The organism is Kurthia sp. 11kri321, from assembly GCF_001534765.1.
Taxonomy (GTDB): Bacteria; Bacillota; Bacilli; order Bacillales_A; family Planococcaceae; genus Kurthia; species Kurthia gibsonii.
In genome coordinates this window covers 1,555,808-1,581,175 of the sequence record NZ_CP013217.1, presented here as the reverse complement: position 1 = coordinate 1,581,175, position 25,368 = coordinate 1,555,808, and the positions used below count along the sequence as shown (strand labels likewise).

Here is a 25,368-nt window from a genome sequence, read left to right as displayed (position 1 = left end):
GATTGTGCTAAAGCTCTTTTTTAGATAATGAAAAACTAGCTGTTTATAAAAATTCAAAAAATGTATAATATATACAAAAGGAGGATGGAATATGTTAGAAGTAATGATTCATGGGATGTTACTGGCATTCGGGTTAATTTTACCACTGGGTGCGCAGAACATTTTTTTATTTAATCAAGGGGCTATGCAACCGAAATTTATTTATGCATTTCCTGCTTGGATTACCGCCGCACTATGCGATACACTCTTAATTTTACTCGCAGTTTTCGGAGTATCCGCAATCGTTCTTCAATTTGAATGGCTACGTATTACGATGATGAGCGTCGGTGTTTTATTTTTAAGTTATATGGCATGGAGCATTTGGCGCAGTGAGCCGCCACAAGATGTACAAGGTTACTCGATGCCAATGAAAAAGCAAATGCTATTTGCAGCATCTGTATCCTTATTAAACCCACATGCCATTTTAGATACAATCGGGGTGATTGGTAGTAGTGCATTAGCTTATACAGGCGCAGCGCAGTGGTATTTTGCGATCTCTTGTATTGTTGTTTCATGGGGTTTCTTCTTAGCGTTAGTCATTCTTGGTGCGATTTTTAAAAAGCTTCAATTACCGCGTTATGTGTTTGTCATTATGAATAAACTATCTGCTATTTTTATCGCTTTCACCGCAATTTACTTAGTTATTACATTATTTGCTTAGTCATTCGTTGTCATTTTCTTTTTGAATTGTTAGAATATACATATATTGAATGAGTATTCAGTTGAAGGAAGGGGATGGAATGATGTTAATGAAAGATGTATTAAAGCAACATGCTGAGGAGTTAGGCGATTATCAAGCAATTGTATATCACGATGTTGAATGGACGTATCGCACTTTTTATAATGAAGTCACTTGTTTAGCAGGCTATTTACAAAGCTTACCACTTCAAAAAGGCGACTTCGTCGGTTTATTAATGGAGAACACGGATCAATTTCCAATCGCTTATTTTGCGATTCAATTTGCAGGGTATGTCGTCATGCCAATCAATACAAAATTAGCACCACCTGAAATTGCCTATATTTTAAATCATTCAGAAGTGAAAGTATTGATTATGGATGAAGTTTTTCAAGAAACATATGAGAAAACGGAATACATCTGCCAACAAGTTATTATGACAAGTGATTTACACAATTTAGCATTGATGGCTCCGCAGTATCGTGATGTGACGATGAACCCATCTGATGTGGCGGTGATCCTTTATACATCTGGCACAACAGGGCATCCAAAAGGTGTCATGTTAACGCATCAAAACATCTATATGACAGCGGAACTCTGGTCTGAACCGATGGAATTGACGTCAGAAGATCGTTTATTTATTTGTACACCACTATTCCACTCGGCTGGCGCGCATGTCTTTATGGTTCCATGTTTTTATGTGGGTGCTACATTAATCATTGAAAAAGCATTCTCACCAAAACAAATTATGCAACAATTAAGTGATACAAAAGCGACATTCTTCTTTGGTGTTCCAGCAATGTACACACTTATTTTAAATCATGATTTAGACGAATCACACGATGTTTCATCCCTTCGTCTATTCGGTTATGGTGCAGCGCCGATGCCTTACGAACTCATTCGACGTTTAAAAGAAGCTTTCCCAAATGTTAAAGTACAAAATTTCTATGGACAGACGGAGAATTCACCAGCTGCCACAACATTATTAGATGATGATGCACTAACAAAAGTGGGTTCTGTTGGTCGTCCACTCGCACACACAGAAATTCGGATTGATGACGGTGCTGGTGGCGCGCTGCCAAATGGCTATGTCGGTGAAATTGTGGTCAAAGGTCCTCAGTTAATGAAAGGCTATTTAAAAAATCCTGATGAAACGATGATGGCACTTCGCGATGGCTGGTTATATACGGGCGATTTAGGGCGATTAGATGAAGATGGCTATTTATATATTGTTGATCGTAAAAAGGACATGATTATTCGAAGCGGCGAAAATATTTATCCAATTGAGATTGAAGAAGTATTATATCAAATGCCAGCTTTATTTGAAGCAGCCGTTGTCGGTGTCCCGCATCCTGTTTACGGAGAAGTTCCGAAGGCATATGTTCGCGTAAAAGAGGGGAATACTGTATCGGAAGAAGAAATTCTAGCCTACTGTGCGACACAGCTCGCAACGTATAAATTACCGTATGAAATTGAATTCATTGAGGAATTGCCGCGTAACGCTTCAGGAAAAGTATTGAAGCATGTATTGCGTCACTAAGGGGGAACAAGTATGGAAGATGTGTATCTAATTGAAGGTGCGCGAACAGCCTTTACTGCGTTTACAGGCTCTTTTGCGACCGTATCAGCCATTCAACTCGGAACGGTAACAGCTGTTGAAGCATTGAATCGCTCGAAAGTTGCACCAGAAGATGTTGATGCTGTATTTTACGGGAATGTCATTGCGACAGGTAAAGATGCAGCTTATACAGCGCGTCATATTGCGTTACTTGCAGGATTACCAGAAGAAATACCTGCTCTCACATTGAATCGATTATGTGGTTCAGGATTACAATCTGTTATTTCAGGCGCACAGGAGATTCAACTTGGTGAATCACAAATCGTTTTAGCAGGTGGCACAGAAAATATGTCACAAGCTCCATTTTCAAATTTTGAACAGCGCAGTCAATCATCAAAAATGGGGAATATTCAATTTGAAGATATGCTACAAGCTACTTTAACCGATCAATACACAGGCATGGGTATGGGCATGACAGCTGAAAATTTAGCTGAAAAATATGCGATTACGCGAGAACAACAAGATGCCTATGCGGTATTATCACATGAACGTGCAGCAGCCTCACAACAAGCAGATGTATTCGCACGTGAGATTGTGCCTGTTCAAGTGCCAACACGTAAAGGAACACGCGTAATTGAGCAAGATGAACAAATTCGTCCAGATACAACCGTTGAACAGATGGCACAGCTCCAACCTGTTTTCAAACGCCAAGGTACTGTTACAGCAGCAAACGCCTCAAGTATTAATGACGGTGCAGCTTCAATCGTACTTGCAAGTGGGCAAGCTGTAGAAGAAAAAGGATTACAACCACTCGCAAAAATCATTTCGTATGCTGCTGTTGGCGTGGATCCGAACTACATGGGAATTGGTCCTGTACCCGCGATTAAACGCGCTTTAGTACGTGCAAATTTAACAATAGATGATATTGACTTATTTGAGATTAATGAAGCTTTTGCAGCACAATATTTAGCAGTTGAACAAGAGCTACAACTAGACCGTAATCGTGTGAATGTACATGGAGGAGCAATTGCACTTGGGCATCCTGTTGGTGCAAGTGGTACACGTGTATTATTGAGTGCAGCACATACATTGCATGAAAGACAGGAACGCTATGCAGTTGTAAGCCTTTGCATTGGCGGAGGTCAAGGAATTGCGATGATTATTGAGCGCGTATAGGTATAAAGAATCAAATATCTTAAAAGTATGGTTAGAGGTAAAACACCTCTTCCATGCTTTTTTAATTTAGGATATGATAGTACTTGCTGATTTAAAAAAGAATGGAGAATTGATTTTGTTTATACGCGTCTACATGCAAGCTTCTACTGAAGTGGAAGCGACAACTTATTTGCAGAAACTATTGAATTTAGGTGAGCGAGTAAAATTATCGCTAAAAAAAGAGAAGTGTGAGCCATTCTTAGATACGTTTGCAGTTGAATTAGAGGCAAAAACAGCTTCTGAAAAGCAAGTGAACGAATTACTAGAGAGTATCGCACCAAAATGGAATCAACTACCAAACAGCTTTATCGCTACAGAAAAAGAGACAGAATTACATATTCATCACATAGAAATGATTGAAGTGTATCCTGAATTTTAATCTTTGAAGTTCGCTTACGAGAGCGAGCTTATTTTTTTTTCTTAAAATGGAACTTTTCTCCCGAAAAATCGTATAAAAAAGTATATATAAAGACGGAGGTTGGTTAGATGGGTTTATTAAAAGCTGGAATCGGTGCCATGAAAGGCGTTTTAGAAGATCAATGGCGTGAATATATTTATTGCGAAGGACTTTCAAAAGATGTGTTAGTCGTAAAGGGGCGTAAACGCTCAACGAAGCGTGGTTCGAATAAAGGGAATGACAATATCATTTCAAACGGTTCGATTATTGCAGTAAATGAAGGACAATGTATGATGATTGTCGAGCAAGGAAAAGTAGTCGAAGTCTGTGCAGAACAGGGTGAATACGTCTATGACATGTCGACAGAACCAAGTGTCTTCTATGACGGTGATTTCATGGAAAACTTAAAAGAAACATTTAAAGAAGTCGGCAAACGCTTTACATTTGGCGGTGAACCTGCAAAAGACCAACGCGTATATTTCTTTAACACAAAAGAAATCGTCGGGAATAAATACGGAACACCATCACCTGTACCGTTCCGCGTAGTAGACCGTAATATCGGATTAGATGTCGACATCTCGATTCGTTGTCACGGGGAATATTCATATCGCATTGTCGATCCATTATTGTTCTATGTCAATGTTGTAGGAAATGTAGAGAATGAATATACACGTGATGAAATTGATAGCCAATTAAAAACAGAATTGATGACTGCGTTACAACCTGCCTTTGCAAAAATTTCAGCGCTGGGCGTTCGTTACAGTGAAGTACCCGCACATACGATGGAATTAGCAGATGCGCTCAATCAAGTATTATCTGAAAAGTGGACAGCTTCTCGTGGTCTCGCGATTGGTACGATTGGTATTAGCTCGATGAAAGCCTCTGAAGAAGATGAACAAATGATTAAGACGCTTCAAAAGAATGCGGTTATGCGTGATGCTCCAATGGCAGCGGCACAGTTAACAGGTGCGCAAGCAGAAGCGATGGTCAAAGCAGCTGAAAATGAAAATGGTGCGATGAACGGCTTCATGGGTATGAATATGGCACAAAATACAGGCGGTATGAATGCAAATCAACTGTATCAAATGGCACATGAACAGCGTATGCAACAACCAGCAGCACCCGAATCAAATGAAGCAACATGGACATGTTCGAATGGTCATACAAATACAGGGAAGTTTTGTTCGGAATGTGGCGAAAAAAAGCCAGAAGTTGAGACGTGGACATGTTCTTGTGGGGCTGAAAATACGGGTAAATTCTGTTCCGAATGTGGTCAGAAAAAGCCTGTCGCTACAACATTCCATTGTTCCGAATGTGGACATGAAATGTCAGCTACACCTGCTCCAAAATTCTGTCCAGAGTGTGGTACACCTACGGAGCGCTAAGGAGGAAGTAGCATGACGAGTGATGTGAAAGAAGTAAAGCTCGATTTTGATGCGGAATGTCCTTCCTGTGGTGCTTCTGTTGAATTTAATCCGAAAACTGGAAAGCTCTCTTGTCCATATTGCGGCTATGAAGTAGATATTGCGAAACCCGAACAAGAGGAACAACGAAGCGCGCAAGAACTTGATTTTTACGACGCAAAAAATCGTGGAAGATTTGACTGGGGTGTCGAAAAAAAGACTGTTATTTGCTCGGAATGTGCGGCAGAAACGATTTATGATGCGCTCCAAGTAGCAGATACCTGTCCGTATTGTGGTTCACATCAAGTGATGGAAGCAAGTACAGAAGAAACACTTGCGCCGAACGGGGTTTGTACGTTTGAAGTGACGGATAAGGAAGCAGGCGAATCTTTTCATAAATGGATTCGTAGTCGTATTTTTACACCGAGACAGGCGAAGTTAAGTGCGAAACCAGATGCTTTTACAGGTGTCTACTTACCGTATTGGACATTTGATTCACGAACGATTTCGTATTACTCTGCGCAGTATGGGATTAATCGAACGGTACGTGATGCAGAAGGAGAAACACGAATCGTAACAGATTGGTACTCAACATCCGGTGTTTATCAAGAGTTTTTTGATGATGAATTGGTGAGTGCAACGAGAAGATATGATCGCGATATGATGCGCAAAATTGAACCGTTTCGTTTAACAGATAATAAAGGGTACCGACCTGAATATGTCAGTGGTTTTTTAGCAGAACGCTATAGTATCGGCTTAGATGAAGGTTTTGAAGAAGCGAAATCGAGTATTCATAACAAAATCGAACAAGCGATTAAATCAAAAGTTCGCTTTGAACATGGCGCAGATATTGTTGGTCATGTATCGTTTTCGACAACACATGATGACATTACGTATAAATATTTGATGCTACCGATTTGGTTATCTTCTTTTAAATATAAAGATAAGCTCTATCGTTTTATGGTGAATGGTCAAACAGGTCGTGTGGGTGGCAGTGCGCCAATCTCAACTGTTCGAGTGGGAATCGCGGTATTATTATCAATTGCCGTGATTTATATGATTTATCTATTCTCACAATCTTAAATTGAATTGGAGGAATTGCCTAAACGGTGATTCCTCTTTTTGTTATAATAAAGTGACTTTAAAAGAAACAAATGAGAGAGGAAGAGCTCGTTGAATGAATTTTATATGGTTGCAGATACCGCGCGGTTAAAAAATATAAAACCAGAGGAATTAATCCAGCAACCTTTCTATATCGTACCTAAACAAATACCTTGTATACAGCTACAGTTAGATGCACAAACTATTCAGCACATGTTGACGCATTTACCACGTCAATTAGAGGAGATGAAGCAGTCACTAGAGCAAAAAGTGACACGTTTTCAATCAGCTAGTAGCGTCAGACAGCAATATCAAGCGATTGAAAAAGAGCTAGTAAAACTAGTGCAAAATGAAGCAGTGATTGGACAACCCATTTCAGCAGAAAGCGCACGTGTTTTATATGACCAAGTAGCCTATTACTTAGAATGGCTAATGAAAGAAGTCGTATATGTTCAACAAGAAACACTCCTCTCATTCACTGAAAAAAATTGGAATGAAAAAAAGAATATAGACGATTTTTTAACAGCATGTCATACATGGTTTGAGACAATTTTCCATGTAACGCCCACATTGAAAAAAGTAGATTTACAACAAGACTGGCTTGGGGTTTCAGATGATGGTATCACGTATAACTACCACCTATTTGCGGGATATGACGTACTATACGATTTTAAAACGATGTTTAAAACAGCTGACGTACCAGGATTCATATTAAATCTTTCGAAATTTTTAGTGCGTGATACAACGCGAGGCAAGACGAAAACCGCTCTAACAGAATTTGCTTACAGTCGCGTGATTAAAGGGCTTGGGATTTACCCAGATGAAGACCATCTATTTTGTTATCGCTATAATCCTTTATTTCAGTTAAGCTGTTCTGATTTTGCACTGCCTTATTTAACAGAGCGTAAACGATATATGATTTATGCGATATACGATTTACGTCAAAATCCTACATCTCCATTTGTACAATATGATGAGCGTAAATACGGTGCAACGATTCATGTCGAGAATAACGAGTTAAAAGAAGCCTATGCAAATATCACACCGCGTTTTTTAGCCTGTAGTTATACAGAAAAGGAACAAGGACAACTTGATTTTGACCGTATTCCTATTCAAGCGATGTGGTTAGAGGATGAAGCGGCACTTCGAGCTTTTATACAACAAGATCCGCAGTACCCTGCTTTTACACATGTCCTAATCGAACAATTTTTAAAACGAATAGAAGGTGGCAAATAGAATGAAGCCTGAAGTACAAAAATTACAGCAAATTGAACAACAACTAAATGCACACTTTATCGAACGACAACATGAAATTCATGCCATCTTACTCGGTATCTGTGCGCAAAAAAATGTCCTATTGATTGGTGCGCCCGGTGTTGCGAAATCAAATATTGTCGACCAATTCATGTATGTATTACCAATAACTTATGGTACATTCAAGCGACTAATTTCACCGACCACACAACCAGAAGAATTATTCGGTTCCGTCCGCTTTGACCGTTTAAAAGAAGGGATTATGGAACGAAATATTGAAGGACAGCTCCCAACAGCACATGTGGCTTTTTTAGATGAAGTGTTTAAAGCAACATCTGATTTACTTAATAGTTTATTAAAAATTATGAATGAACATCGCTTTGAAAATGGTACCGAAGAATTGACGACACCACTGTTCACATTAATCGGTGCAAGTAATGAATTTCCAGAAGAAGACCGTTTGAATGCATTGTATGATCGCTTTTTAATTCGCCGTGAAGTAGAAGCGATTCAAACGCCTGCGCACTTCATGCAGATGTTACAGGGGAATACAGAGGAGATTACACTACCGCGTCTAACGGCAGAGGAGATACAGGTTATCCACGCTGAAACAAAAGCAGTTCACATTCCAGAGACGATGATCGAAATGTTAACAGAAATTCATTTTAAATTGAAGGATGCAGGGATTGTTGTGTCTGATCGCCGCACGAAGCAATGTTTATCGATCTTACAAGCTGAAGCATATTTACAAGGACGCAATGAAGTGAAGCAGTCGGATTTTCGTGTGTTAGTAGATTGTTTATGGATTGAGTCGGAAGATCGTGAGACGGTACAAGATTTACTTGTACCTTATACAAAAACAGTCATCGACCAATTGTTTGTTCAATTGAATCGTTTGCGTATGGAAGTTGATGCGAAACATGCCGTACTCAAACAAGCAGAGATGATTCAATATGAGGAATATGCACAGTTTGCTTCAGCAATTTTAATGAAATGGCAGCAAATCGAACAAGAAATGATGACAGAGTCACCAACAGAAGAAGAACTGCAAAAGTTAAATGAATGGAAAGCACAACTACATGAAAAAATAGCGGAGGAAGTGATGTAGTTGCATAACGAGTTAAATAGTCAGCTCATGGACATCGACCGATTTACGATACAAGCATATAACGACTTACTCACGCATCATGAAGGACTGCAACAATTAGTTGAAAAGCATGAACAACTACCGCAGTTAGTGCGTGATGTATGGTGCATGCTCTACACTGGAAAGACCGAATTTAAAACGACTTCTCCTTTACAAATACTAAGCGAACTACAAGAGTTTCCGCTTTTTTTACAACAAGCGATGGGTGATAAACTGATTACGACGCTTGCGACACTACGATTTGGCTATTTATTTTTACGTCAACTGGAACAACCGGAAGATGAGTCATTAGAAGATGCATTTAAAAAAGAGATACAGCATGTTTTAGAACAAGTAGAATATGTAGAAGATCTACTCAGTAGTTTGCAACAACGAAAACAAGAGAGACAGCAAACACCGATTTATGATCAGTTGGCTTTAGCAGATGCACTAGAAAAGCAATCAGAACTACAAAAAATGGCTGAATGGGCGAAAAAGTTTAAAATTTCAGCGAAACAAAAGCGCGTTCAAATGAAAACTGCTTCCATACTAAAAGGGACTGTAACAACAGGACAAAAAGCAGAGCGTTTATTACCTATTGAGTATTTAAAATCTGAAACACCTGAAGCAGAACTTGATTTTCTTGTGCGTTTTTCAGACGGAAGAACCCGCATGTATGATTATAAAGAGCGCACGAAAAAAGAAAAGGGCGCACTCATTATTTGTTATGACGAGAGTAGTAGTATGCAAGATTTAGACGTACAAGGAAAAGGTTTTTTAATGGCTTTACTTAGTATGGCGAAACAAGATCGTCGAGATTTTGTTTTTATTCCATTTAGTGGTGATGTGGATTATCAGCAAATTCAGCATTTTAAAAAAGGGAAATATAAAATCCCTCAATTTCTTCAATTTGCACAGTCGTATATTGGCGGCGGAACCAATTTTGAAAAGCCGCTTCAACAAGCCATTCAATTTATGAAGCATTCGACAAAAGGGGAAGTATTATTTATTACGGATGGTGTCTGTCATATTCCGGAAATAGTAATCGAACAGGTGAATGCAGAAAAGAAAAAAAAACAGTTTTATTTGATGTCATTATTGATTGGACATAACAAACATCCTGGACAATTAACGGAAATTTCAGATGAAGTGCTTCATTTAATTCATTTTCAAGATATTCATCATACAAGGGTTTTTGAATTATAAAGTAAAATACATGCCCTAAAATGTTTTAAAAAAAGAAAATGTGGAAAAGTGCTATTGAAAGGACGTGTACTATTAATGAATAAAAAATTAGCTCTTTATGCAGTTCCATTATTAGCATTATCGTTGACAGCATGTAGCACAGATAAGGATGAGAAGAAAGAAGAAACAAAAGTAGAGGAGCCTGCATCAGATACTACAAATGATTCGTCGTCATCTGATTCATCTTCAACTGATTCTTCAAAAGACGATAGCTCAACGAATGAAAAAGTAACAGAGCAACCGTACAAAAAAATGGACCTTGATGTTGAGTATGACAAAGGTGATTACACATTTGAATACGAGAAAAAAAGCGATGGTGACATTGCAGAGATAGAAGATGAGCGTGACAATACGAAAAAGACTGGTGATGAAGCTCTAGGTGAAATGCAACCAATTGTTGAGAAGTTCACATTTGACCAAAACTCATCAGATGAAGAAGTGAAGAAACAAATTATGGACAATATCAAAATCGATGATAACTACAAGTCTATCAAACTAGAAGTGGAGTTTGATGATGGCAAGGAAAAAGAATATAAATTCGTTAAATAATTGAATGTGAAAAACTAGTATCGCCTCATCAGGTGATGCTAGTTTTTTCTTTTCTAAAAGGATTTTTCACATTAATTGAGAATTTTTATCAATTAAACTTGAAATTGATAATCATTATCATTTATAATGAATGTATTAGTTATGGAGGTTATGTCGATGGATTTAACAATGATGCATGTAACAGCATACTTTGCAAAAGCAGCTGTTTCTTTAACGAATGTCTTTCAAGAACATATTTTAGCTGAACATAAATTAACACATATTCATACACAATCGAGTGCATTTATCTTCCCAGTAAGCGGAAAAGCCTGGGTGCACAGTGGTCGTGAGAAATTCTTTATTACACCAGGTCGTATTTTACATATTCACGAACGTGAAACACTTCATATTGAAAATTGTGGTGAACAAGATGTACAATTTATCGTTGCACAGTATCAAGTAGCAATTCGATCCGATGATGATTTATATGATGATGCTTTCGTGCTGCGCGTATCAGATACCACAATTTATTTAGAAGATGCCGTTCGATTATTGGATATGCAGGCGCTACCAGGAGCGATGGCAGCACTTCAACGTCGCACGCTCTTTTTCCAACTCATCGAACGCTGTATGGAAGGTGTACGTGATCAACAGCTTCAATCGACGGTAGATGTGATGGAGTCCATCGTTGCTTATATTCAACAATACTATCGCGAGAAAATCAATGTCACAAAAATTGCAGAGAAATTTCAAATTGAGCGTCGTCGCCTCGCTTATTTATTTGAAAAACATACAGGGTTATCACCGAACGCGTATATTACAGCGTATCGCATTTCAAAAGCGAAAGAATTACTAGAACGTGTGGATTTATCCATTGCAGAAGTAGCAGAGCGTGTAGGATATGATGATTGTTTCTATTTTAGTCGTGTATTTAAAAAACAAACAGGTTATGCACCTTCAACTTACAGAAGAAAACAAATCGTCGCATGGACAACAATGTAAAGGAGCAGATGAACATGACAGAGATATATGATGTAACGATTATTGGCGGAGGACCAGCAGGTTTATATGCCGCATTTTATGCCGGACTACGTAATATGAAAACAAAAATAATTGAGTTCCAATCTGAATTAGGTGGTAAAGTGCGTCTATTCCCTGAAAAGAAGATTTGGGATATCGGTGGTCAGCCCCCAATAACAGGTGATGCTTTCATTAAGCAACTCATTGAACAAGGTCTAACGTTTCATCCAACAGTCCATGTGGAAACGAAGGTAGAACGTATTGTAGATCAACTAGATGGAACATTCCATATTGAAACAAATAAAGGAACACATATGAGTCGCTCGGTCATTGTCGCAGTAGGTGGTGGAATTATTCAACCACAGAAGTTACAAGTAGCAGGTGTTCCAAAAGAAGATGTGCAAAATATGCATTATGTTGTACGTGAGTTTGAACAGTTCCGCGATCAAGTAGTACTCATTTCAGGTGGCGGTAACACAGCTGTTGACTGGGCAAATGAATTACATGGTATTGCCAAAGAAATTCATGTTGTCTACCGCGGTGAAAACTTATCTGCTCATGAAGCACAAGTGGAGCAAGTGATGAAGCATGCTACAGTTCATACGCAAACACAGATTACACAAGTCCATGCTAATGAAAATACGAATTGTATAGAAAATGTAACGATTGAACAAGCAGCAGGTGAAAAAATTATCTCCGTTGATCATATGATTGTCAGTCATGGCTTTGATTTAGATCAAACATTACAATATGACGTATCGATTCCGCTTGAACGAATCGACCATGCCATTGCTTCGACTGCTACAGGTAAAACGGATATGCCAGGTATTTTTGTAGCAGGGGATATTGCTAAGTATGAAGGGAAAGTAAATCTATTAGTCGGCTGTTTCCAAGATGCTGTTAATGCAGTGAATGGTGCGAAACTACACATCGAACCAACTGCTAGCCATGTAGCAATGGTTAGCTCACATAATGAGCGCGTACAAAAACGCATACCCGTAGAAACAAGAAAAAATGAGAAGTCGCTAGCTTAGGCGACCTCTCATTTTTATTTTGGTATTGGATTTGCTTTTGGTACCCATTTCATACAGATTAATAAAATGATACAAGTTAATCCTTCAGCAATCGGGAAAGCAAGCCAGATTGTAATGCTCGGCAATGCCATTGGTAGTAAAATAAGTAATGGCATAAAGAGTAGAATACTTCTACTCAGTACAATTAATACAGAAAGGCGAATACGCTTAATCGCTTGGAAATATTCTGCGATCACTAAGTTGAAGCCTAAGAAAATATAACCTGTGAAGTAAAGAAGAATCCCTTTCTCTGTAAAGGCGACAACAGTTGGATCATCAACACCAAATAGTTCAATGAGTAAGGACTTTCCGAAAATCCCGATGATGAGTAAGAGTACACCAATAATGGTCGCAGTTAAAATCCCAAGTAATAAAAACGATTTTAAACGACCATAAAGGCGCGCACCGTAATGATAACTCACGAGTGGTTGAATCGAAGCACCCACTGCAATGAAAATCATTAAAAAGACCGCATGTAAATAATTGATGATCGCAAATGCTGTGACACCCACTTCTCCTGTATAATGAAGGAAAGTAAGATTATACATCACAACGATGATAGCAAAACTCATCTCGACGACATAACTTGGTAAACCGATTTTTAAAATATCAAGCATACCACGTAGTGAACGAGTAGGTTTTATAAAGTGTAGATGGTTTGCGGGTGTACGGAAGTGAAGTAATAGAATACATAGACCAATCAGTGTGGCAATACCAGTCGCATATGCGGCACCAGATACACCCCATTGCCAAACGAAAATAAAGAAATAATTAAGTACGACATTTAAAACGGCTGTGACACCTAAACCTGTCATAGCTAATTTCGGATTCCCGTCATTTCGAATGAAAATACTTAAAATATTTTCAAGTACAAAGACAAAACCGAAAATGAGAATGACCCATAGATAATCACGTACATACGGATAGGTTACTTCACTTGCACCAAAAAGATAAGCGACTGCTTTAAGTTTCCATAAGCCAATACCGATTAGAATACCTACAATTAGAATCGTTAATAAAAATGAGCGTGTAAAGATGGCATGTGCTTTTTGAATTTTATTTTCGCCAAGCGCGATGGAGAATAAGGTTGCACCACCCATACCAATCCAGAGCGATACAGCTAATAAAATAGAGAAAATCGGTGTGGCAATATTCACACCGGCAAGTGCCTGTTCACCAACGCCATGACTGACGAAGATGCCATCGACGAGAATATTACTTGCCATGAGTAACATGCCGAGAAGCGATGGGAATAAATAAGATAAAAAGAGTTTTTTAGGTGGGCTTGTTTGAAGTTTAAGCGCCATTGGATCTTGCTGTGTTGCGGTTGTCACGATATCAATTCCTTTCGTAGTTATAATGCTAAAGTATATGGTTACCGTATAGTCAAGGGGGAAATGTAGATGGAAAGAGAAAAATTAAAAGGTTTTTTTACAACAGGCGAATTTGCCCGTTTATGTAATGTGCGAAAACAAACATTATTTCACTATGATGAAATTGGGTTATTAAAACCAGAAGTGAAGCTCGATAATGGTTATCGTTACTATTCATATCAACAATTCGATGTTTTTAGTGTCATCGAATTATTAAAAGAATTGAATATGCCATTGAAGGAGATTAAACAGTTTTTAGCAACGAAATCACCAGAGCAGTTTGTGACATTATTTGAAGAAAAAAAGCGTGAGCTACAACAAAAAATGAAGCATTTGAAGCAGTTGGAGCGCATTGTTGATACAAAATTGGCGATTACAAAAGAAGGAATGGCGACAGATTTTACAACAATTCGTATTCAACCCGAGGAAGAAGAGCGCTTTTTCATTAGTGCAGATGTTAAGAATACGGATGATAAAGCCTTCTTACATGCGATTTCTGACTTGATTGAGTTTGTTTATAATGAAGAATTAGATATTGGCTATCCAATTGGAGCGATTTTGCAAAGAGAAGAAATTGAAAACGAGGATTACGAGAACTATGTCAATTTATACACGAAAATCGCGCCGACCAAACGTCAAGTGCCAATTCATGTGAAGGAAAAGGGGTTCTACGTAGTTGCCTATCATATTGGGGAAGAATCGAAAAAACATACAACCTATGAGCGTATCCAGCAATATGTACGAGATCAACAAATGCGATTAGCGAGCGATGCGTATGAGGAGTATGTGTTTGAAGAAACAGCTGTTTCAGAATTAGAAAATTACGTAACAGAAATTAAAATACGTGTTGAGTAGAAAAAGCAGGAAGAAGCGAGATGAAATATGCTAAAATGAGGACAAGAGGTGGGGTTAATGGGAATTAAGATCGTACAACGTAAAAAAATCTACGAAGAAGTTGCGGAACAATTAATGGCATTAATTAAATCTGGGGAACTATTGCCAGGAGACCGTCTAGATTCGGTAGAAGAATTAAGTCGTCAGTTTGATGTAGGGCGTTCAACGATTCGCGAGGCATTAACGGCATTGCGTGCGATGGGCTTAATCGAGATGAAACAAGGTGAGGGGACCTTCGTTAAAAATTTTGATGGACGTACACTAGGAATACCGCTTGCATCTGCATTACTCATGACGAAAAAAGATATTGCAGAACTGCTAGAAGTCCGTCGTGTATTAGAAGTAGGTATGGTGAAAAGTGCCGCAGAAAATCGGACGATGGAAGATTTAGCTGCATTAAAAGGGCATTTACAAGAGATGTATGATCATACAGATCAACCGAAAATTGCAGAACAAGCTGATTTAGCGTTCCACTATGCGATTGCGAAAGCAACACATAATGAGATGTTACAATCTCTTTTTAAAACAGTGAATGATGTCATGAGCGAAGTCATTCATGATACACGTCTCATCTGTTTATATGATGAACAAGCGACATTTGAAACATTGAATGCGCAACATTTACATATCTTTAATGCGATTGAATCACAAAATATCGACCAAGCAAACGAAGCGATGACGACACATCTTCAGTTTGTGGAAGACGTATTGAATAGCTATGTGGCAGAGCAAAAAGAAGGATGAATAAAAATAAGAAAGCTTCAGTATTTTATATGCTGAGGCTTTTTAAGTTGTATTAGGATATTCGTTTTGGGCGATGCTTTTCGCGGGCACGGCTTCATCTCATGTTGGCGATGAATCGCCAACATGGATATTCCGCTCGTGCTGTTCCCGCAGAAGTCACGCCCACACGTCCATCTAATGTGAAAAATAACTATGTGAACTTAAGTTGCTATTATCGTTTCTTTTTGCTATAGAATGTTTTCGCTAGATAGAAAGGTTGGATTGTTTAAAGTTATTTTCTTAACAGAGGGTAAAGGTATAGGAGATAAAACACTTTCAAAAAGCTTGCTGAACTAGATTAAAAAGTATAGAAGTTACTTGTTATAGTATTTATAAATAAAATGTACGATGTTTAAAAATACGAGGATTTCTAGCTCTTTACCAACGTTATTTATTGTAGAGCCTAATAAAGAGGACTTTAGCACAAATTAATCTGCTAAAGTCCTTTTCTTATTCCGCTGCTAATTCAATCGAGCGTTTTGTAGCTTCATCAATACAAGCTTCAATAGCTTGTTTGAAGTGGTGATTTTCAAGTGCTTGAATACCAGCTGCTGTTGTACCACCTGGGCTTGTTACTTTACGTCGTAGTTCAGTTGGTTCTTCATCGGACTGTTTTAACATTTCCGCAGCACCTGCAATCGTTTGAACAGCGAGTGAGCGAATTGTGCCTTGCTCTAAACCGTATTTCATTCCTGCTTGTTCGAATGCTTCGACCAAGTAATATAAATAAGCAGGGCCGCTACCTGAAAGTGCTGTAATCGCATGAAGTTCTTCCTCTTTCACCTCAATCACAAGTCCAATCGCTTCTAACATCTTTTTAAACGTAGCTTTCAACTCATCCGATACTTCTTCACTAAAAGCCATACCGCTCGCACTCATACCGATTGTTGCCGATGTATTTGGCATGACGCGTACAACAGGGCGGTTACCTAAAACACTTTGAATCGTCTCAATACTCGTACCTGCGACAACGGATAATACGGCTGTATCTTCTCGTAAATACGGGGCTAAATCGTTCATCCCTGCCATCACATCTTTTGGTTTCATCGCTAAAATAACACAATCTGCTTTGGTTAAAATCGCGCGACGGTCTGAAACAACTTGTACACCATAGCTGTTCGCGAGCTTCGCGAGTTTTTCTTCATTCGACTTGTTCATTACATGAATGGCTGGCGGGACTACAACCCCCTCTTTAACCCATCCTTGAATAATTGCTTCTGCCATTGAACCTGCACCTGCGAATACAATTGTTTGCATACATGTCGCCTCCTCTAAAATAATAAAAATAAAAAAGCATTCTCCATCCTTCTATGAAAAAAGGACGAAAATGCTTGGATTCCGCGGTACCACCTTGTTTTACTCTAAAAATAGAGTACGCTCAGACTCTTTATCGCAGAGTATACGGTTCTGTTTTCAGAACTGCTCAGAAGTAGGTTCTAGCTCATTTTGCCATGTGACTCTCAGCCGGTGATCACACTCTCTTTTCGCAAGGGATGACTGCTATACTATTCTTCATCAATGCATTAGTATATAAAAGTGATTATAGTTTCTTTACAAGAGGTTGTCAACTGTCATTGGTAGATGACAACCATTCAAGATTTCAGTATAATCATATGAATAACCATTCAGTATGAAGTGAGAGGGGATTGTCACATGATAAAAAGAATTGAAACACCAACACCCTTCGCCGTTGGAAGTGTGAATTGCCATTTATTAAAGGGTGATGCATTATCCATTGTAGACGTAGGTACAAAAACAGACGAAGCACTTGAGGCGATTCGAGTAGGACTAAAGCAAGAGGGCTATCGTTTAGAAGATATTGAACAAGTAATTTTAACGCATCATCATCCCGACCATATCGGATGGACGGATGCTTTTCCAAATGCTGAAATTATGGGGCATATTTATAATGATGCCTGGTTGCGTCGTGATCCTGTCTTTATCGATTCGCACTATGATTTTTATATGCATCAACTACAAATTGAAGGTGTGCCTGAAAAATTTTTTGAGTGGCCAAAGCGTATGACGAGACGACCGCATATGATGGGGACAAGACCGCTAACACGTATTTTAAAAGAAGGCGACGAAGTACCTGGTCATAAAGGGTTGTATGCGATTGAAACATTGGGACATGCGCAGTCACATCTAGCTTATTGGCATGAAGATACAAAACAATTGTTAGGTGGCGACTTGTTGATTTCGCATACGGTATCGAATCCACTCATTGAACCACCATTAATGCCGAATAATCCACGTGCGAAATCGCTTCTTCAATATAATGCATCACTGAAAAAAGTATTGGATTTACCTGTAGAAATTGTACACAGTGGGCATGGTGCGCCGATTTTAGATGCACATGCACTGATTGAAGAACGATTGGAACGTCAACATCGACGTGCATTAAAAGTATTACAAATCATTGAGGAATTAGGTCCGATTACAGTTTATGAATTGTCTGCGAAAATTTTCCCAACAAAATATGAAACGGAACTCGGTCTAACATTGTCGCATACAGTTGGACAGGTCGATTATTTACAATCACTCGGTCATATTGTTGAAACGAGTGACGAACGAGGAGTATTACATTATGTACGCGCCTAAACGAATTTTTATTACAGGTGCAACGTCTGGTGTAGGTTATGAAATCGCAAAACAATTAATTCATACATCGCATGAATTATGGCTGACAGGGCGAAATGAAGCGATTTTAAATGAATGGCAACAACAAGGAGCGCATATTATTCCGGCAGATTTAACAGATGACCACCAACGTAAGCACCTCATTCAAAATGTACCAGAAGTGGATGTAGCGATTTTAAATGCAGGTGTTGGTACATTCTCATATGCACAGGAAATGGCCGATGAAGACATAGATGCGATGATTGCACTCAATGTCACAGCACCGATGAAGTTAACAAAAGAGTTACTACCGATTGTAAAAGAGCAGTTCATCTTTATCGGTTCGCAAGCAGGGAAGGTTGCCACACCGAAAGCTTCTGTCTATGCAGCGACAAAATTTGCACTCATTGGTTATACGAATGCATTACGACTGGAACAACCGAATAAAGTGATTACGGTTATTCACCCAGGTCCGATTGATAGTCCGTTTTTAGACCATGCAGATGCGACGAATACATACCGACAAAAGATGGGGAGCGTGCTATTATCAGCTGAAGAAGTCGCAAAAAAGACGATTCAAACGATTGGTACGAAAAAAAGAGAATGTAATATCCCGTGGTATATGGGGATCTCGAGTAAACTCTATGCACTTGCACCGTCTATTGTCGAAACGATTGGCAAACCTTTTTTTAATAAAAAATAAGCTACATTGCTTTTTATACTCTTTTTGGTAAAATTAAACAAAAGAGGTGTGTACATGAAAAAGTATATGATGCTATGTGTGGCCATTTTATTACTTACTGGTTGTTCGAACAATACAGAGCTCGGCAGTAATCCACCGAAAGTGACAGTAGAAGTAGACGGAGAAAACTATGATACAGAGCTTGGTTCATATTGCTGGCAAGGCGGTGCAACAGGTAGTGGCGAATGTGCAGATAAAGCGGGCCCTGAAGAACTATTGAACGGAAAACAGCCGATTGTTGTGCAACCAGAAGCCGAACTAGCGATTCAAATCGACTTAAAACGCCAGCCAGATGAAGTAGCACTTGAACAAGTGAAAAAAGATCAACCAATAAACATCACGAACTTTAAAAACATGCGCGTTACTGCCCCAAAAGAAAAAGGTACGTACTTCTATATTCTTCAAGCAGATTGGGCGAATCAAAAAGAAAAAAACATATCAGATGGCGACGCTTGGTATGCGTTTCATATACGTGTGGAATGATTGTTTTTTTCGAAGCAGAACCTAACCAACATAAACAACCCCCGTATGATGTCAAAATCATACGGGGGTTTCTATGTTTTAAATGACTATATTTAATTCTTCCACTTGAACCAGCGTGCGTGGCTCTCCGCTTGGTCGATACGACGAATTTCTTCGATTTGGTGTTCGTGTAAGAAATCTTGGTGTAGTTGTTCATCATATAAATTATTGTAAATATGATAAACAGGGCGTGTTTTACTAATCGCAATAAGTGACTGCATCAAATTCATCTTCGCTTCAGGTGAGAATTGATTCGCTACATATGTATGGAATATGACAAGCATTTCTTCTTCAGGTACTTGCGTTGCAATGCGTTGTAATTTCTTCGTTGCATCACCATCCACTAATTGAATCGGTAATTCACGTGTAATATGCACAGCTTGATTGAGTAATTGTAGACGGTCAGTATGTTCAGGCCAAATGAGTGCTTTCAACCAATCTAAATCTTCTTCCTCGTTTACATTCATTGTACGTAAGTCGATACCAATTCGTGTCGCCACTTCAAAAGGTTTGGCAATACTTTTTGGTAAAGATTCTCCGCGGTTATCACTTTGTAATGTCAGTGAACTCGTTTGATCGCCAACTGTTGTATCGCCATAACGGAATTGATAATGGTCGATACCAAGCTGTAAACCAGCGCTTGTGCCAACTTCGATGAGTGCGAGCGGTTTTTTATGTTGTTCGAAAATATCACAAAGCATTGGATACAAGTAAGCACAACGTCTTACTTCATTTGTTTGAACTCGCTTTGTTGCAAAAAGATAAGCAAGTTCTTGTGTATGTGTTAAGACAAAATCTTTAAAATGTGGGAACGCTTCCATCGGTGATTGTACAAAATCCGTAAAACGTGGATAGAATGCACGCAGTGGATGTTCTTGTGTCATCAATAAATATTGAACAGAGGCAAAGAGCAAATTCGGAATGGGTTGTTCTTTTGGAATTTGGGCAGCAATGCGCAAAATCGCTTCATCTTGTGCAATCGCATAAGACAATTGTTCATATAATGGACTCGAATTGTGACACTCTTGCTGGGCAAATTGTTCAAAAATCCCTTTCAAATTTCTTGTCATAAGCTTCCCTCCGATTATTTTTACTACTTTTATAGTAAAATAAAAGAATGATTAATAAAATTAAATATATTTAAATGTTTTAATTAAAAATAGTAAAGAGGTGTGTGAAGTGGAATATCGTTGGATTGAAACATTTCTCGTTGCAGCCAAGTATAAAAATTTCCGAATGGCATCGGAGCAATTAAACTTATCGCAACCGAGTATTACGGTGCATATTAAACAGTTAGAAGATGCTTTGAATACGACATTATTCAAGCGTGAAAATAATCGCGTAACATTAACAGAGTCGGGGAAATTATTTTTAGTACAGGCGAAAAAGATGAAGCAGCAGTGGGATGAGAGTTTGCAAACATTTGCTCTGCAACAAAAGGGTGTCATTGAGAAGTGTCAGATTGCCATTACACCGATGATGGTGGAAACGATTTTGCCAAATATTTTATATGAATTTATTAGTACACATCCTGAGTATGAAATTTCGATTACGATTGAAGAGTCGGAGAAGATGGAACAGTTAATAGAAGCAGGAGATATTCAACTAGCGATTGGTTTAGTACAGCCTGGATCAAAACGTGTGCGTAGTCATCTATTTGTGGAGAGCCCATTACAACTCGCTTATCCACTCGATCAATATGACGATGAGACGGGCGTATTTATTGAAGAACATGAATTGTTTCAACAATATCCTCTTTTCACAGGACATGATCCAACGAACTTTGCTTACATTCAAAAAGAAGTGGCGCGCCATTATCCATCGTGTAAACAAATTCAGTTATCGCATTCATATGCGGTGAAGAAGTTTATTCGTGATGGGTTAGGAATCTCTTTTTTACCAAAACTCATTTTACGAAAAGATATGATGGAGGGAAGGTTGAATATTTACGATTTTCAAAGCTTTCCACTACCGAATGTATCGCTATACTTTCTATATAAAGAATTACGCTCGCTTGAAAAAAGTTTAATAGAAGTGATTGAATCACGTCATTTTGCATAGAAAAATGCAAATATGCATGAATAAACACAAAATATGCATAAAAAGAATAGAGATAAAAAAGGTTTGAAAGTCAATGTTTAAAAGGCTTTTAAACCTTTTTTAAAAACAAATACAAAATACATGAAAATACACTTGCATTCATAAAAATACCATGCTATGATAAGTGCATAAATATAAAATAAAAACGTATAAACATACACAACACGAATCGGAGGAAATAAAAATGAAAAAAGTCGTACTCGCTTATTCAGGCGGTTTAGATACATCTGTTGCAATTACATGGTTACAAGAACAAGGTTATGAAGTAGTCGCTTGTTGCTTAGACGTAGGTGAAGGAAAAGATTTAAAACATATTCAAGAAAAAGCATTAAAAGTTGGTGCAGTTGAATCATACGTAATCGATGCAAAAGACGAATTTGCAGAAGATTTCGCATTAATGTCTTTACAAGCACATACATGGTATGAGCAAAAATATCCATTAGTATCAGCATTATCGCGTCCGTTAATCGCGAAAAAATTAGTTGAAATCGCAGAACAAACAGGCGCAACAGCAGTGGCACATGGTTGTACTGGTAAAGGGAATGACCAAGTTCGTTTTGAAGTTGCATTCAACGCTTTAAACCCAGATTTAGAAGTATTAGCACCTGTTCGTGAATGGGGCTGGAGTCGTGAAGAGGAAATCGAATATGCAAAAGACCGCAATATTCCAATTCCAATCAACTTAGACTCACCATTCTCAATCGACCAAAACTTATGGGGTCGCGCAAATGAATGTGGTATTTTAGAAGATCCATGGGCAAAACCACCAAAAGATGCATATGATTTAACAGTTGAAATTGAAGATGCACCAGACGTAGCAGACGTAATCGAAATCGAGTTTGAACAAGGTGTACCAACAAAATTAGACGGCGTATCATACAAATTAGCAGATATGATTTTAAAATTAAATGAATTAGCTGGTAAACATGGTGTTGGACGTATCGACCACATTGAAAACCGTCTTGTAGGGATTAAATCACGTGAAGTTTATGAAATTCCTGGTGCGCACACACTACTTGTTGCACATAAAGAATTAGAAGATTTAACACTTGTAAAAGAATTAGCGCATTTCAAACCAGTTGTTGAAAAACAATTAACAGAGCTAATCTATAACGGTTTATGGTTCTCACCATTACGTAACTCAATCCAAGCGTTCATTAAAGATACACAACAATATGTAAACGGTACAGTTCGTGTACGTTTATTCAAAGGTCATGCAGTAGTTGAAGGACGTAAATCACCGAACTCACTATATGATGAAAAACTTGCAACGTATACAAAAGACGATGAGTTCAACCACAATTCAGCAGTTGGTTTCATCGAATTATGGGGCCTTCCAACAAAAGTTAATGCAATCGTTAACGGTAAAAAAGTAGGTAAAGCATAATGAGTAGCAAAGCATGGGGCGGTCGTTTTCAAAAATCGGCTGAAGCATGGGTAGACGAATTTGGTGCATCGATTGGTTTCGACCAACAACTAGTTACAGAGGATCTTGAAGGCAGTATCGCTCACGTAACGATGCTTGGTAAATGCGGTATTTTACAAGCAGATGAAGTAGATGCCATCTTAAAAGGTCTACACACATTACAAGAAAAAGCAGAAAATCAAGACCTTGAATTCAAAGTGGAACACGAAGATATTCATTTAAATCTTGAAAAAATGCTCATCGACTTAATCGGTCCTGTTGGAGGTAAACTCCATACAGGTCGTAGTCGAAATGACCAAGTTGCAACAGATATGCATCTATTCTTAAAGAAGCGTGTCACAGAAGTGATTGCACTGATTAAGAAATTGCAACAAGCGATTGTAGAACAAGCAGAAACGCATATTGATACAATTGCGCCAGGTTACACGCATTTACAACGTGCACAACCAATCTCATTCGCACATCACTTGATGACGTATTTCTGGATGCTAGAGCGCGACCAACAACGTTTTACGGAATCAATGAAACGTATTGACGTATCGCCACTTGGTGCGGGTGCATTAGCAGGTACAACTTTCCCGATTGATCGTGAATTAAGTGCCGAATTAATGGGCTTCTCAGCTGTATATCAAAATTCAATTGATGCAGTAAGTGATCGTGATTTCATCGTAGAATTCTTATCAAATAGTTCACTGCTAATGGCGCACTTATCACGTTTTGCAGAAGAAATCATCATCTGGTCGACAGATGAGTTCAAGTTTATTGAATTAGATGATGCATTCTCAACTGGTTCAAGTATTATGCCACAAAAGAAGAATCCAGATATGGCAGAATTGATTCGTGGTAAAGCAGGACGTACATACGGTAATCTAATGGGGTTATTAACCGTATTAAAAGGTATTCCACTTGCATATAACAAAGATATGCAAGAAGATAAAGAAGGTATGTTTGATACACTTCATACAGTCGTTGGCTCGTTAAAAATCTTTGAAGGCATGGTTCGCACGATGGTTGTCAATGAAGAAGTGCTACACAAAGCAGTTCATAATGACTTCTCAAATGCGACAGAATTAGCAGATTATCTAGCAACGAAGGGGATGCCATTCCGTGAAGCACATGAAGTAACAGGAAAGTTAGTGTTTACATGTATTCAAAAAGGCATTTATCTACTGGATCTGCCATTAGAGGAGATGCAAAAAGAAAGTACATTGCTTGAAGCAGATGTCTATGATGTATTAGCACCTGTTGCCGCAGTAAAACGTCGTCATTCATTAGGCGGCACAGGCTTTGAACAAGTAACAAAACAAATTCAACATGCCAAAACATTGTTATAAGTAAGACATGGAGCGTCTGTTCACAGAGGGGAACGCGATTCATGGGAAATGTCGCACCATTTCACCAAAAGGGATGCCAGAGGGAGAAACTTTTGCTAGCTCCATCGTGTACAATGTTTTGAAATAGATTGGAAGGTAATTCACAGAGGGGAATGAATTCCAAACGGGACATACATATGTTCCAGAAAAGGCAACTTCCAGAGGGGAGTTGTTTTTTATTATGGTAAAATATGTGTAATGAAAAGGAGTGGTTATATGAGAGGGTATATTTTCGATATGGATGGTACATTGTTTCAAACGAACTTAATTTTAGCACCCGCACTAGAAGAAACTTTTCAAATGTTACGTGACAAAGGGTTATGGGAAGGAGAGACGCCATTAGAACGTTATGAAGCGATTATGGGTGTACCTTTACCAGAAGTATGGAGAACGCTCTGTCCATTACATACGGAATCTCAACACCAAGTAAGTAATGATTTTTTTCAGCATGCATTAATTCGTTGTATTCAGAATCGACAAGGAGCTTTATATGACGGTGTAGAAGATGTGTTGAGTAAATTATCAAAAGTAGATCCGCTATTTATTGCAAGTAACGGTCAAACAGCTTATTTACAAGCCATTGTTGATACGTATCAGTTACAAAGATATTTTCAAGCCGTATACAGTATTGATGTCGAGTCATCAGGGAATAAAGCAGATTTAGTAGCGCGTATTATTCGAGAACAGCAATTGGAAGAAGGAGCTGTTATTGGGGATCGACTTTCAGATTTTGAAGCAGCACACAAAAATCACTTTAAAGCAATTGGTGTAGCATTTGACTTTGCACAGCAGCAGGAATTACATATGGCAGACGAAGTTGTGACAAACTTTAAAGCGTTACCACTTTTATTAAAGTAATATTATTTCAAAAGATTGATTCTGTACATATGTTCGGGGTATG

General features: G+C 38.5%; 24 protein-coding genes and 1 other annotated feature. Of the genes, 21 read left to right on the top strand and 3 right to left on the bottom strand.

Translation table 11 applies throughout. The features are described from left to right. Positions 1-91: 91 nt before the first annotated feature. From ASO14_RS08135 to ASO14_RS08080, 12 genes are all read left to right on the top strand, one after another. The gene (locus ASO14_RS08135) at positions 92-700 is read left to right on the top strand and encodes a LysE/ArgO family amino acid transporter (protein ID WP_068453706.1); all 609 of its coding nucleotides are present in this window, start codon (positions 92-94) and stop codon (positions 698-700) included. Between the two features lie 82 nt (positions 701-782). Continuing rightward, on the top strand, positions 783-2,255 hold the full coding sequence (locus tag ASO14_RS08130) for a class I adenylate-forming enzyme family protein (protein WP_068453705.1): 1,473 nt from the start codon (positions 783-785) through the stop codon (positions 2,253-2,255). 12 nt (positions 2,256-2,267) lie between these two features. Further along, complete coding sequence (locus ASO14_RS08125) at positions 2,268-3,449, top strand: thiolase family protein (RefSeq protein WP_068453704.1); 1,182 nt, start codon at positions 2,268-2,270, stop codon at positions 3,447-3,449. A gap of 115 nt (positions 3,450-3,564) precedes the next feature. Further along, positions 3,565-3,867: a hypothetical protein gene (locus tag ASO14_RS08120; RefSeq protein ID WP_068453703.1), complete on the top strand. Its 303-nt coding sequence runs from the start codon at positions 3,565-3,567 to the stop codon at positions 3,865-3,867. A 107-nt stretch (positions 3,868-3,974) separates the two neighbouring features. Beyond that, positions 3,975-5,270, top strand: coding sequence for an SPFH domain-containing protein (locus ASO14_RS08115; RefSeq protein WP_068453701.1), 1,296 nt, complete (start codon positions 3,975-3,977; stop codon positions 5,268-5,270). Between the two features lie 12 nt (positions 5,271-5,282). Continuing rightward, on the top strand, positions 5,283-6,371 hold the full coding sequence (locus ASO14_RS08110; RefSeq protein WP_068453699.1) for a TFIIB-type zinc ribbon-containing protein: 1,089 nt from the start codon (positions 5,283-5,285) through the stop codon (positions 6,369-6,371). A 90-nt stretch (positions 6,372-6,461) separates the two neighbouring features. Then, the gene (locus tag ASO14_RS08105) at positions 6,462-7,625 is read left to right on the top strand and encodes a hypothetical protein (RefSeq protein ID WP_068453697.1); all 1,164 of its coding nucleotides are present in this window, start codon (positions 6,462-6,464) and stop codon (positions 7,623-7,625) included. Position 7,626: 1 nt separating this feature from the next. Continuing rightward, positions 7,627-8,751, top strand: a complete 1,125-nt coding sequence (locus ASO14_RS08100) for an AAA family ATPase (RefSeq protein ID WP_068453695.1) — start codon at positions 7,627-7,629, stop codon at positions 8,749-8,751. Beyond that, on the top strand, positions 8,752-9,975 hold the full coding sequence (locus tag ASO14_RS08095; protein ID WP_068453693.1) for a VWA domain-containing protein: 1,224 nt from the start codon (positions 8,752-8,754) through the stop codon (positions 9,973-9,975). A 75-nt stretch (positions 9,976-10,050) separates the two neighbouring features. After that, complete coding sequence (locus ASO14_RS08090; RefSeq protein WP_156422360.1) at positions 10,051-10,563, top strand: YusW family protein; 513 nt, start codon at positions 10,051-10,053, stop codon at positions 10,561-10,563. 156 nt (positions 10,564-10,719) lie between these two features. Then, a complete protein-coding gene (locus tag ASO14_RS08085) occupies positions 10,720-11,544 on the top strand; it encodes a helix-turn-helix transcriptional regulator (RefSeq protein WP_068453689.1) in 825 nt (274 codons plus the stop codon). Between the two features lie 8 nt (positions 11,545-11,552). Then, entirely contained in the window at positions 11,553-12,596 is a 1,044-nt protein-coding gene (locus ASO14_RS08080) for an NAD(P)/FAD-dependent oxidoreductase (protein WP_068453687.1), read from the top strand. Positions 12,597-12,610: 14 nt separating this feature from the next. Here the strand turns inward: ASO14_RS08080 and ASO14_RS08075 are convergent, their stop codons facing one another. Continuing rightward, positions 12,611-13,969, bottom strand: coding sequence for an MATE family efflux transporter (locus ASO14_RS08075; protein WP_231726942.1), 1,359 nt, complete (start codon positions 13,967-13,969; stop codon positions 12,611-12,613). Positions 13,970-14,038: 69 nt separating this feature from the next. Here ASO14_RS08075 and ASO14_RS08070 point away from each other — a divergent pair, with 69 nt between their 5' ends. Together ASO14_RS08070 and ASO14_RS08065 are read left to right on the top strand one after the other, a co-directional pair. Continuing rightward, positions 14,039-14,863: a MerR family transcriptional regulator gene (locus ASO14_RS08070; protein WP_068453685.1), complete on the top strand. Its 825-nt coding sequence runs from the start codon at positions 14,039-14,041 to the stop codon at positions 14,861-14,863. Positions 14,864-14,920: 57 nt separating this feature from the next. Further along, positions 14,921-15,646, top strand: coding sequence for a FadR/GntR family transcriptional regulator (locus ASO14_RS08065; RefSeq protein ID WP_068453684.1), 726 nt, complete (start codon positions 14,921-14,923; stop codon positions 15,644-15,646). Positions 15,647-16,135: 489 nt separating this feature from the next. Here ASO14_RS08065 and proC read toward each other — a convergent pair whose 3' ends face one another. After that, entirely contained in the window at positions 16,136-16,942 is an 807-nt protein-coding gene (proC, locus tag ASO14_RS08060) for a pyrroline-5-carboxylate reductase (protein ID WP_068453682.1), read from the bottom strand. 57 nt (positions 16,943-16,999) lie between these two features. Continuing rightward, positions 17,000-17,213: a binding site (T-box leader), on the bottom strand. A gap of 125 nt (positions 17,214-17,338) precedes the next feature. Here proC and ASO14_RS08055 point away from each other — a divergent pair. Genes ASO14_RS08055 through ASO14_RS08045 form a run of 3 tightly spaced genes read left to right on the top strand, consistent with a single transcriptional unit; the run spans position 17,339 to position 19,529 of the window. After that, positions 17,339-18,286, top strand: coding sequence for an MBL fold metallo-hydrolase (locus ASO14_RS08055; protein WP_068453680.1), 948 nt, complete (start codon positions 17,339-17,341; stop codon positions 18,284-18,286). Continuing rightward, positions 18,273-19,007, top strand: coding sequence for an SDR family NAD(P)-dependent oxidoreductase (locus ASO14_RS08050; RefSeq protein WP_068453678.1), 735 nt, complete (start codon positions 18,273-18,275; stop codon positions 19,005-19,007). Before ASO14_RS08055 ends, ASO14_RS08050 begins: the two co-directional genes overlap by 14 nt. 54 nt (positions 19,008-19,061) lie before the next feature. Further along, positions 19,062-19,529, top strand: coding sequence for a putative periplasmic lipoprotein (locus ASO14_RS08045; RefSeq protein ID WP_068453676.1), 468 nt, complete (start codon positions 19,062-19,064; stop codon positions 19,527-19,529). A gap of 92 nt (positions 19,530-19,621) precedes the next feature. Here the strand turns inward: ASO14_RS08045 and ASO14_RS08040 are convergent, their stop codons facing one another. After that, the gene (locus ASO14_RS08040) at positions 19,622-20,638 is read right to left on the bottom strand and encodes a DUF2332 domain-containing protein (protein WP_068453674.1); all 1,017 of its coding nucleotides are present in this window, start codon (positions 20,636-20,638) and stop codon (positions 19,622-19,624) included. A 109-nt stretch (positions 20,639-20,747) separates the two neighbouring features. Between ASO14_RS08040 and ASO14_RS08035 the strand changes: the two genes are divergently transcribed. The 4 genes from ASO14_RS08035 (at position 20,748) to ASO14_RS08020 (ending at position 25,325) form a co-directional block, all read left to right on the top strand. Continuing rightward, positions 20,748-21,629: a LysR family transcriptional regulator gene (locus ASO14_RS08035; RefSeq protein WP_068453673.1), complete on the top strand. Its 882-nt coding sequence runs from the start codon at positions 20,748-20,750 to the stop codon at positions 21,627-21,629. A 223-nt stretch (positions 21,630-21,852) separates the two neighbouring features. Continuing rightward, positions 21,853-23,055: an argininosuccinate synthase gene (locus ASO14_RS08030; RefSeq protein WP_068453671.1), complete on the top strand. Its 1,203-nt coding sequence runs from the start codon at positions 21,853-21,855 to the stop codon at positions 23,053-23,055. Further along, on the top strand, positions 23,055-24,428 hold the full coding sequence (gene argH / locus ASO14_RS08025) for an argininosuccinate lyase (protein ID WP_068453669.1): 1,374 nt from the start codon (positions 23,055-23,057) through the stop codon (positions 24,426-24,428). The genes ASO14_RS08030 and argH overlap by 1 nt, the downstream gene beginning before the upstream one ends. 255 nt (positions 24,429-24,683) lie before the next feature. After that, entirely contained in the window at positions 24,684-25,325 is a 642-nt protein-coding gene (locus ASO14_RS08020; RefSeq protein WP_068453668.1) for an HAD hydrolase-like protein, read from the top strand. The last annotated feature ends 43 nt before the right edge of the window (positions 25,326-25,368 follow it).

What these genes read in the sequence shown, in the direction of transcription:
- ASO14_RS08135 (WP_068453706.1), top strand. Translation starts at nt 92, where the DNA reads ATGTTAGAAGTAATGATTCATGGGATGTTACTGGCATTCGGGTTAATT.
- ASO14_RS08130 (WP_068453705.1), top strand. Translation starts at nt 783, where the DNA reads ATGTTAATGAAAGATGTATTAAAGCAACATGCTGAGGAGTTAGGCGAT.
- ASO14_RS08125 (WP_068453704.1), top strand. Translation starts at nt 2,268, where the DNA reads ATGGAAGATGTGTATCTAATTGAAGGTGCGCGAACAGCCTTTACTGCG.
- ASO14_RS08115 (WP_068453701.1), top strand. Translation starts at nt 3,975, where the DNA reads ATGGGTTTATTAAAAGCTGGAATCGGTGCCATGAAAGGCGTTTTAGAA.
- ASO14_RS08110 (WP_068453699.1), top strand. Translation starts at nt 5,283, where the DNA reads ATGACGAGTGATGTGAAAGAAGTAAAGCTCGATTTTGATGCGGAATGT.
- ASO14_RS08100 (WP_068453695.1), top strand. Translation starts at nt 7,627, where the DNA reads ATGAAGCCTGAAGTACAAAAATTACAGCAAATTGAACAACAACTAAAT.
- ASO14_RS08090 (WP_156422360.1), top strand. Translation starts at nt 10,051, where the DNA reads ATGAATAAAAAATTAGCTCTTTATGCAGTTCCATTATTAGCATTATCG.
- ASO14_RS08085 (WP_068453689.1), top strand. Translation starts at nt 10,720, where the DNA reads ATGGATTTAACAATGATGCATGTAACAGCATACTTTGCAAAAGCAGCT.
- ASO14_RS08080 (WP_068453687.1), top strand. Translation starts at nt 11,553, where the DNA reads ATGAACATGACAGAGATATATGATGTAACGATTATTGGCGGAGGACCA.
- ASO14_RS08070 (WP_068453685.1), top strand. Translation starts at nt 14,039, where the DNA reads ATGGAAAGAGAAAAATTAAAAGGTTTTTTTACAACAGGCGAATTTGCC.
- ASO14_RS08065 (WP_068453684.1), top strand. Translation starts at nt 14,921, where the DNA reads ATGGGAATTAAGATCGTACAACGTAAAAAAATCTACGAAGAAGTTGCG.
- proC (WP_068453682.1), bottom strand. Translation starts at nt 16,942, where the DNA reads ATGCAAACAATTGTATTCGCAGGTGCAGGTTCAATGGCAGAAGCAATT.
- ASO14_RS08055 (WP_068453680.1), top strand. Translation starts at nt 17,339, where the DNA reads ATGATAAAAAGAATTGAAACACCAACACCCTTCGCCGTTGGAAGTGTG.
- ASO14_RS08050 (WP_068453678.1), top strand. Translation starts at nt 18,273, where the DNA reads ATGTACGCGCCTAAACGAATTTTTATTACAGGTGCAACGTCTGGTGTA.
- ASO14_RS08045 (WP_068453676.1), top strand. Translation starts at nt 19,062, where the DNA reads ATGAAAAAGTATATGATGCTATGTGTGGCCATTTTATTACTTACTGGT.
- ASO14_RS08040 (WP_068453674.1), bottom strand. Translation starts at nt 20,638, where the DNA reads ATGACAAGAAATTTGAAAGGGATTTTTGAACAATTTGCCCAGCAAGAG.
- ASO14_RS08030 (WP_068453671.1), top strand. Translation starts at nt 21,853, where the DNA reads ATGAAAAAAGTCGTACTCGCTTATTCAGGCGGTTTAGATACATCTGTT.
- argH (WP_068453669.1), top strand. Translation starts at nt 23,055, where the DNA reads ATGAGTAGCAAAGCATGGGGCGGTCGTTTTCAAAAATCGGCTGAAGCA.
- ASO14_RS08020 (WP_068453668.1), top strand. Translation starts at nt 24,684, where the DNA reads ATGAGAGGGTATATTTTCGATATGGATGGTACATTGTTTCAAACGAAC.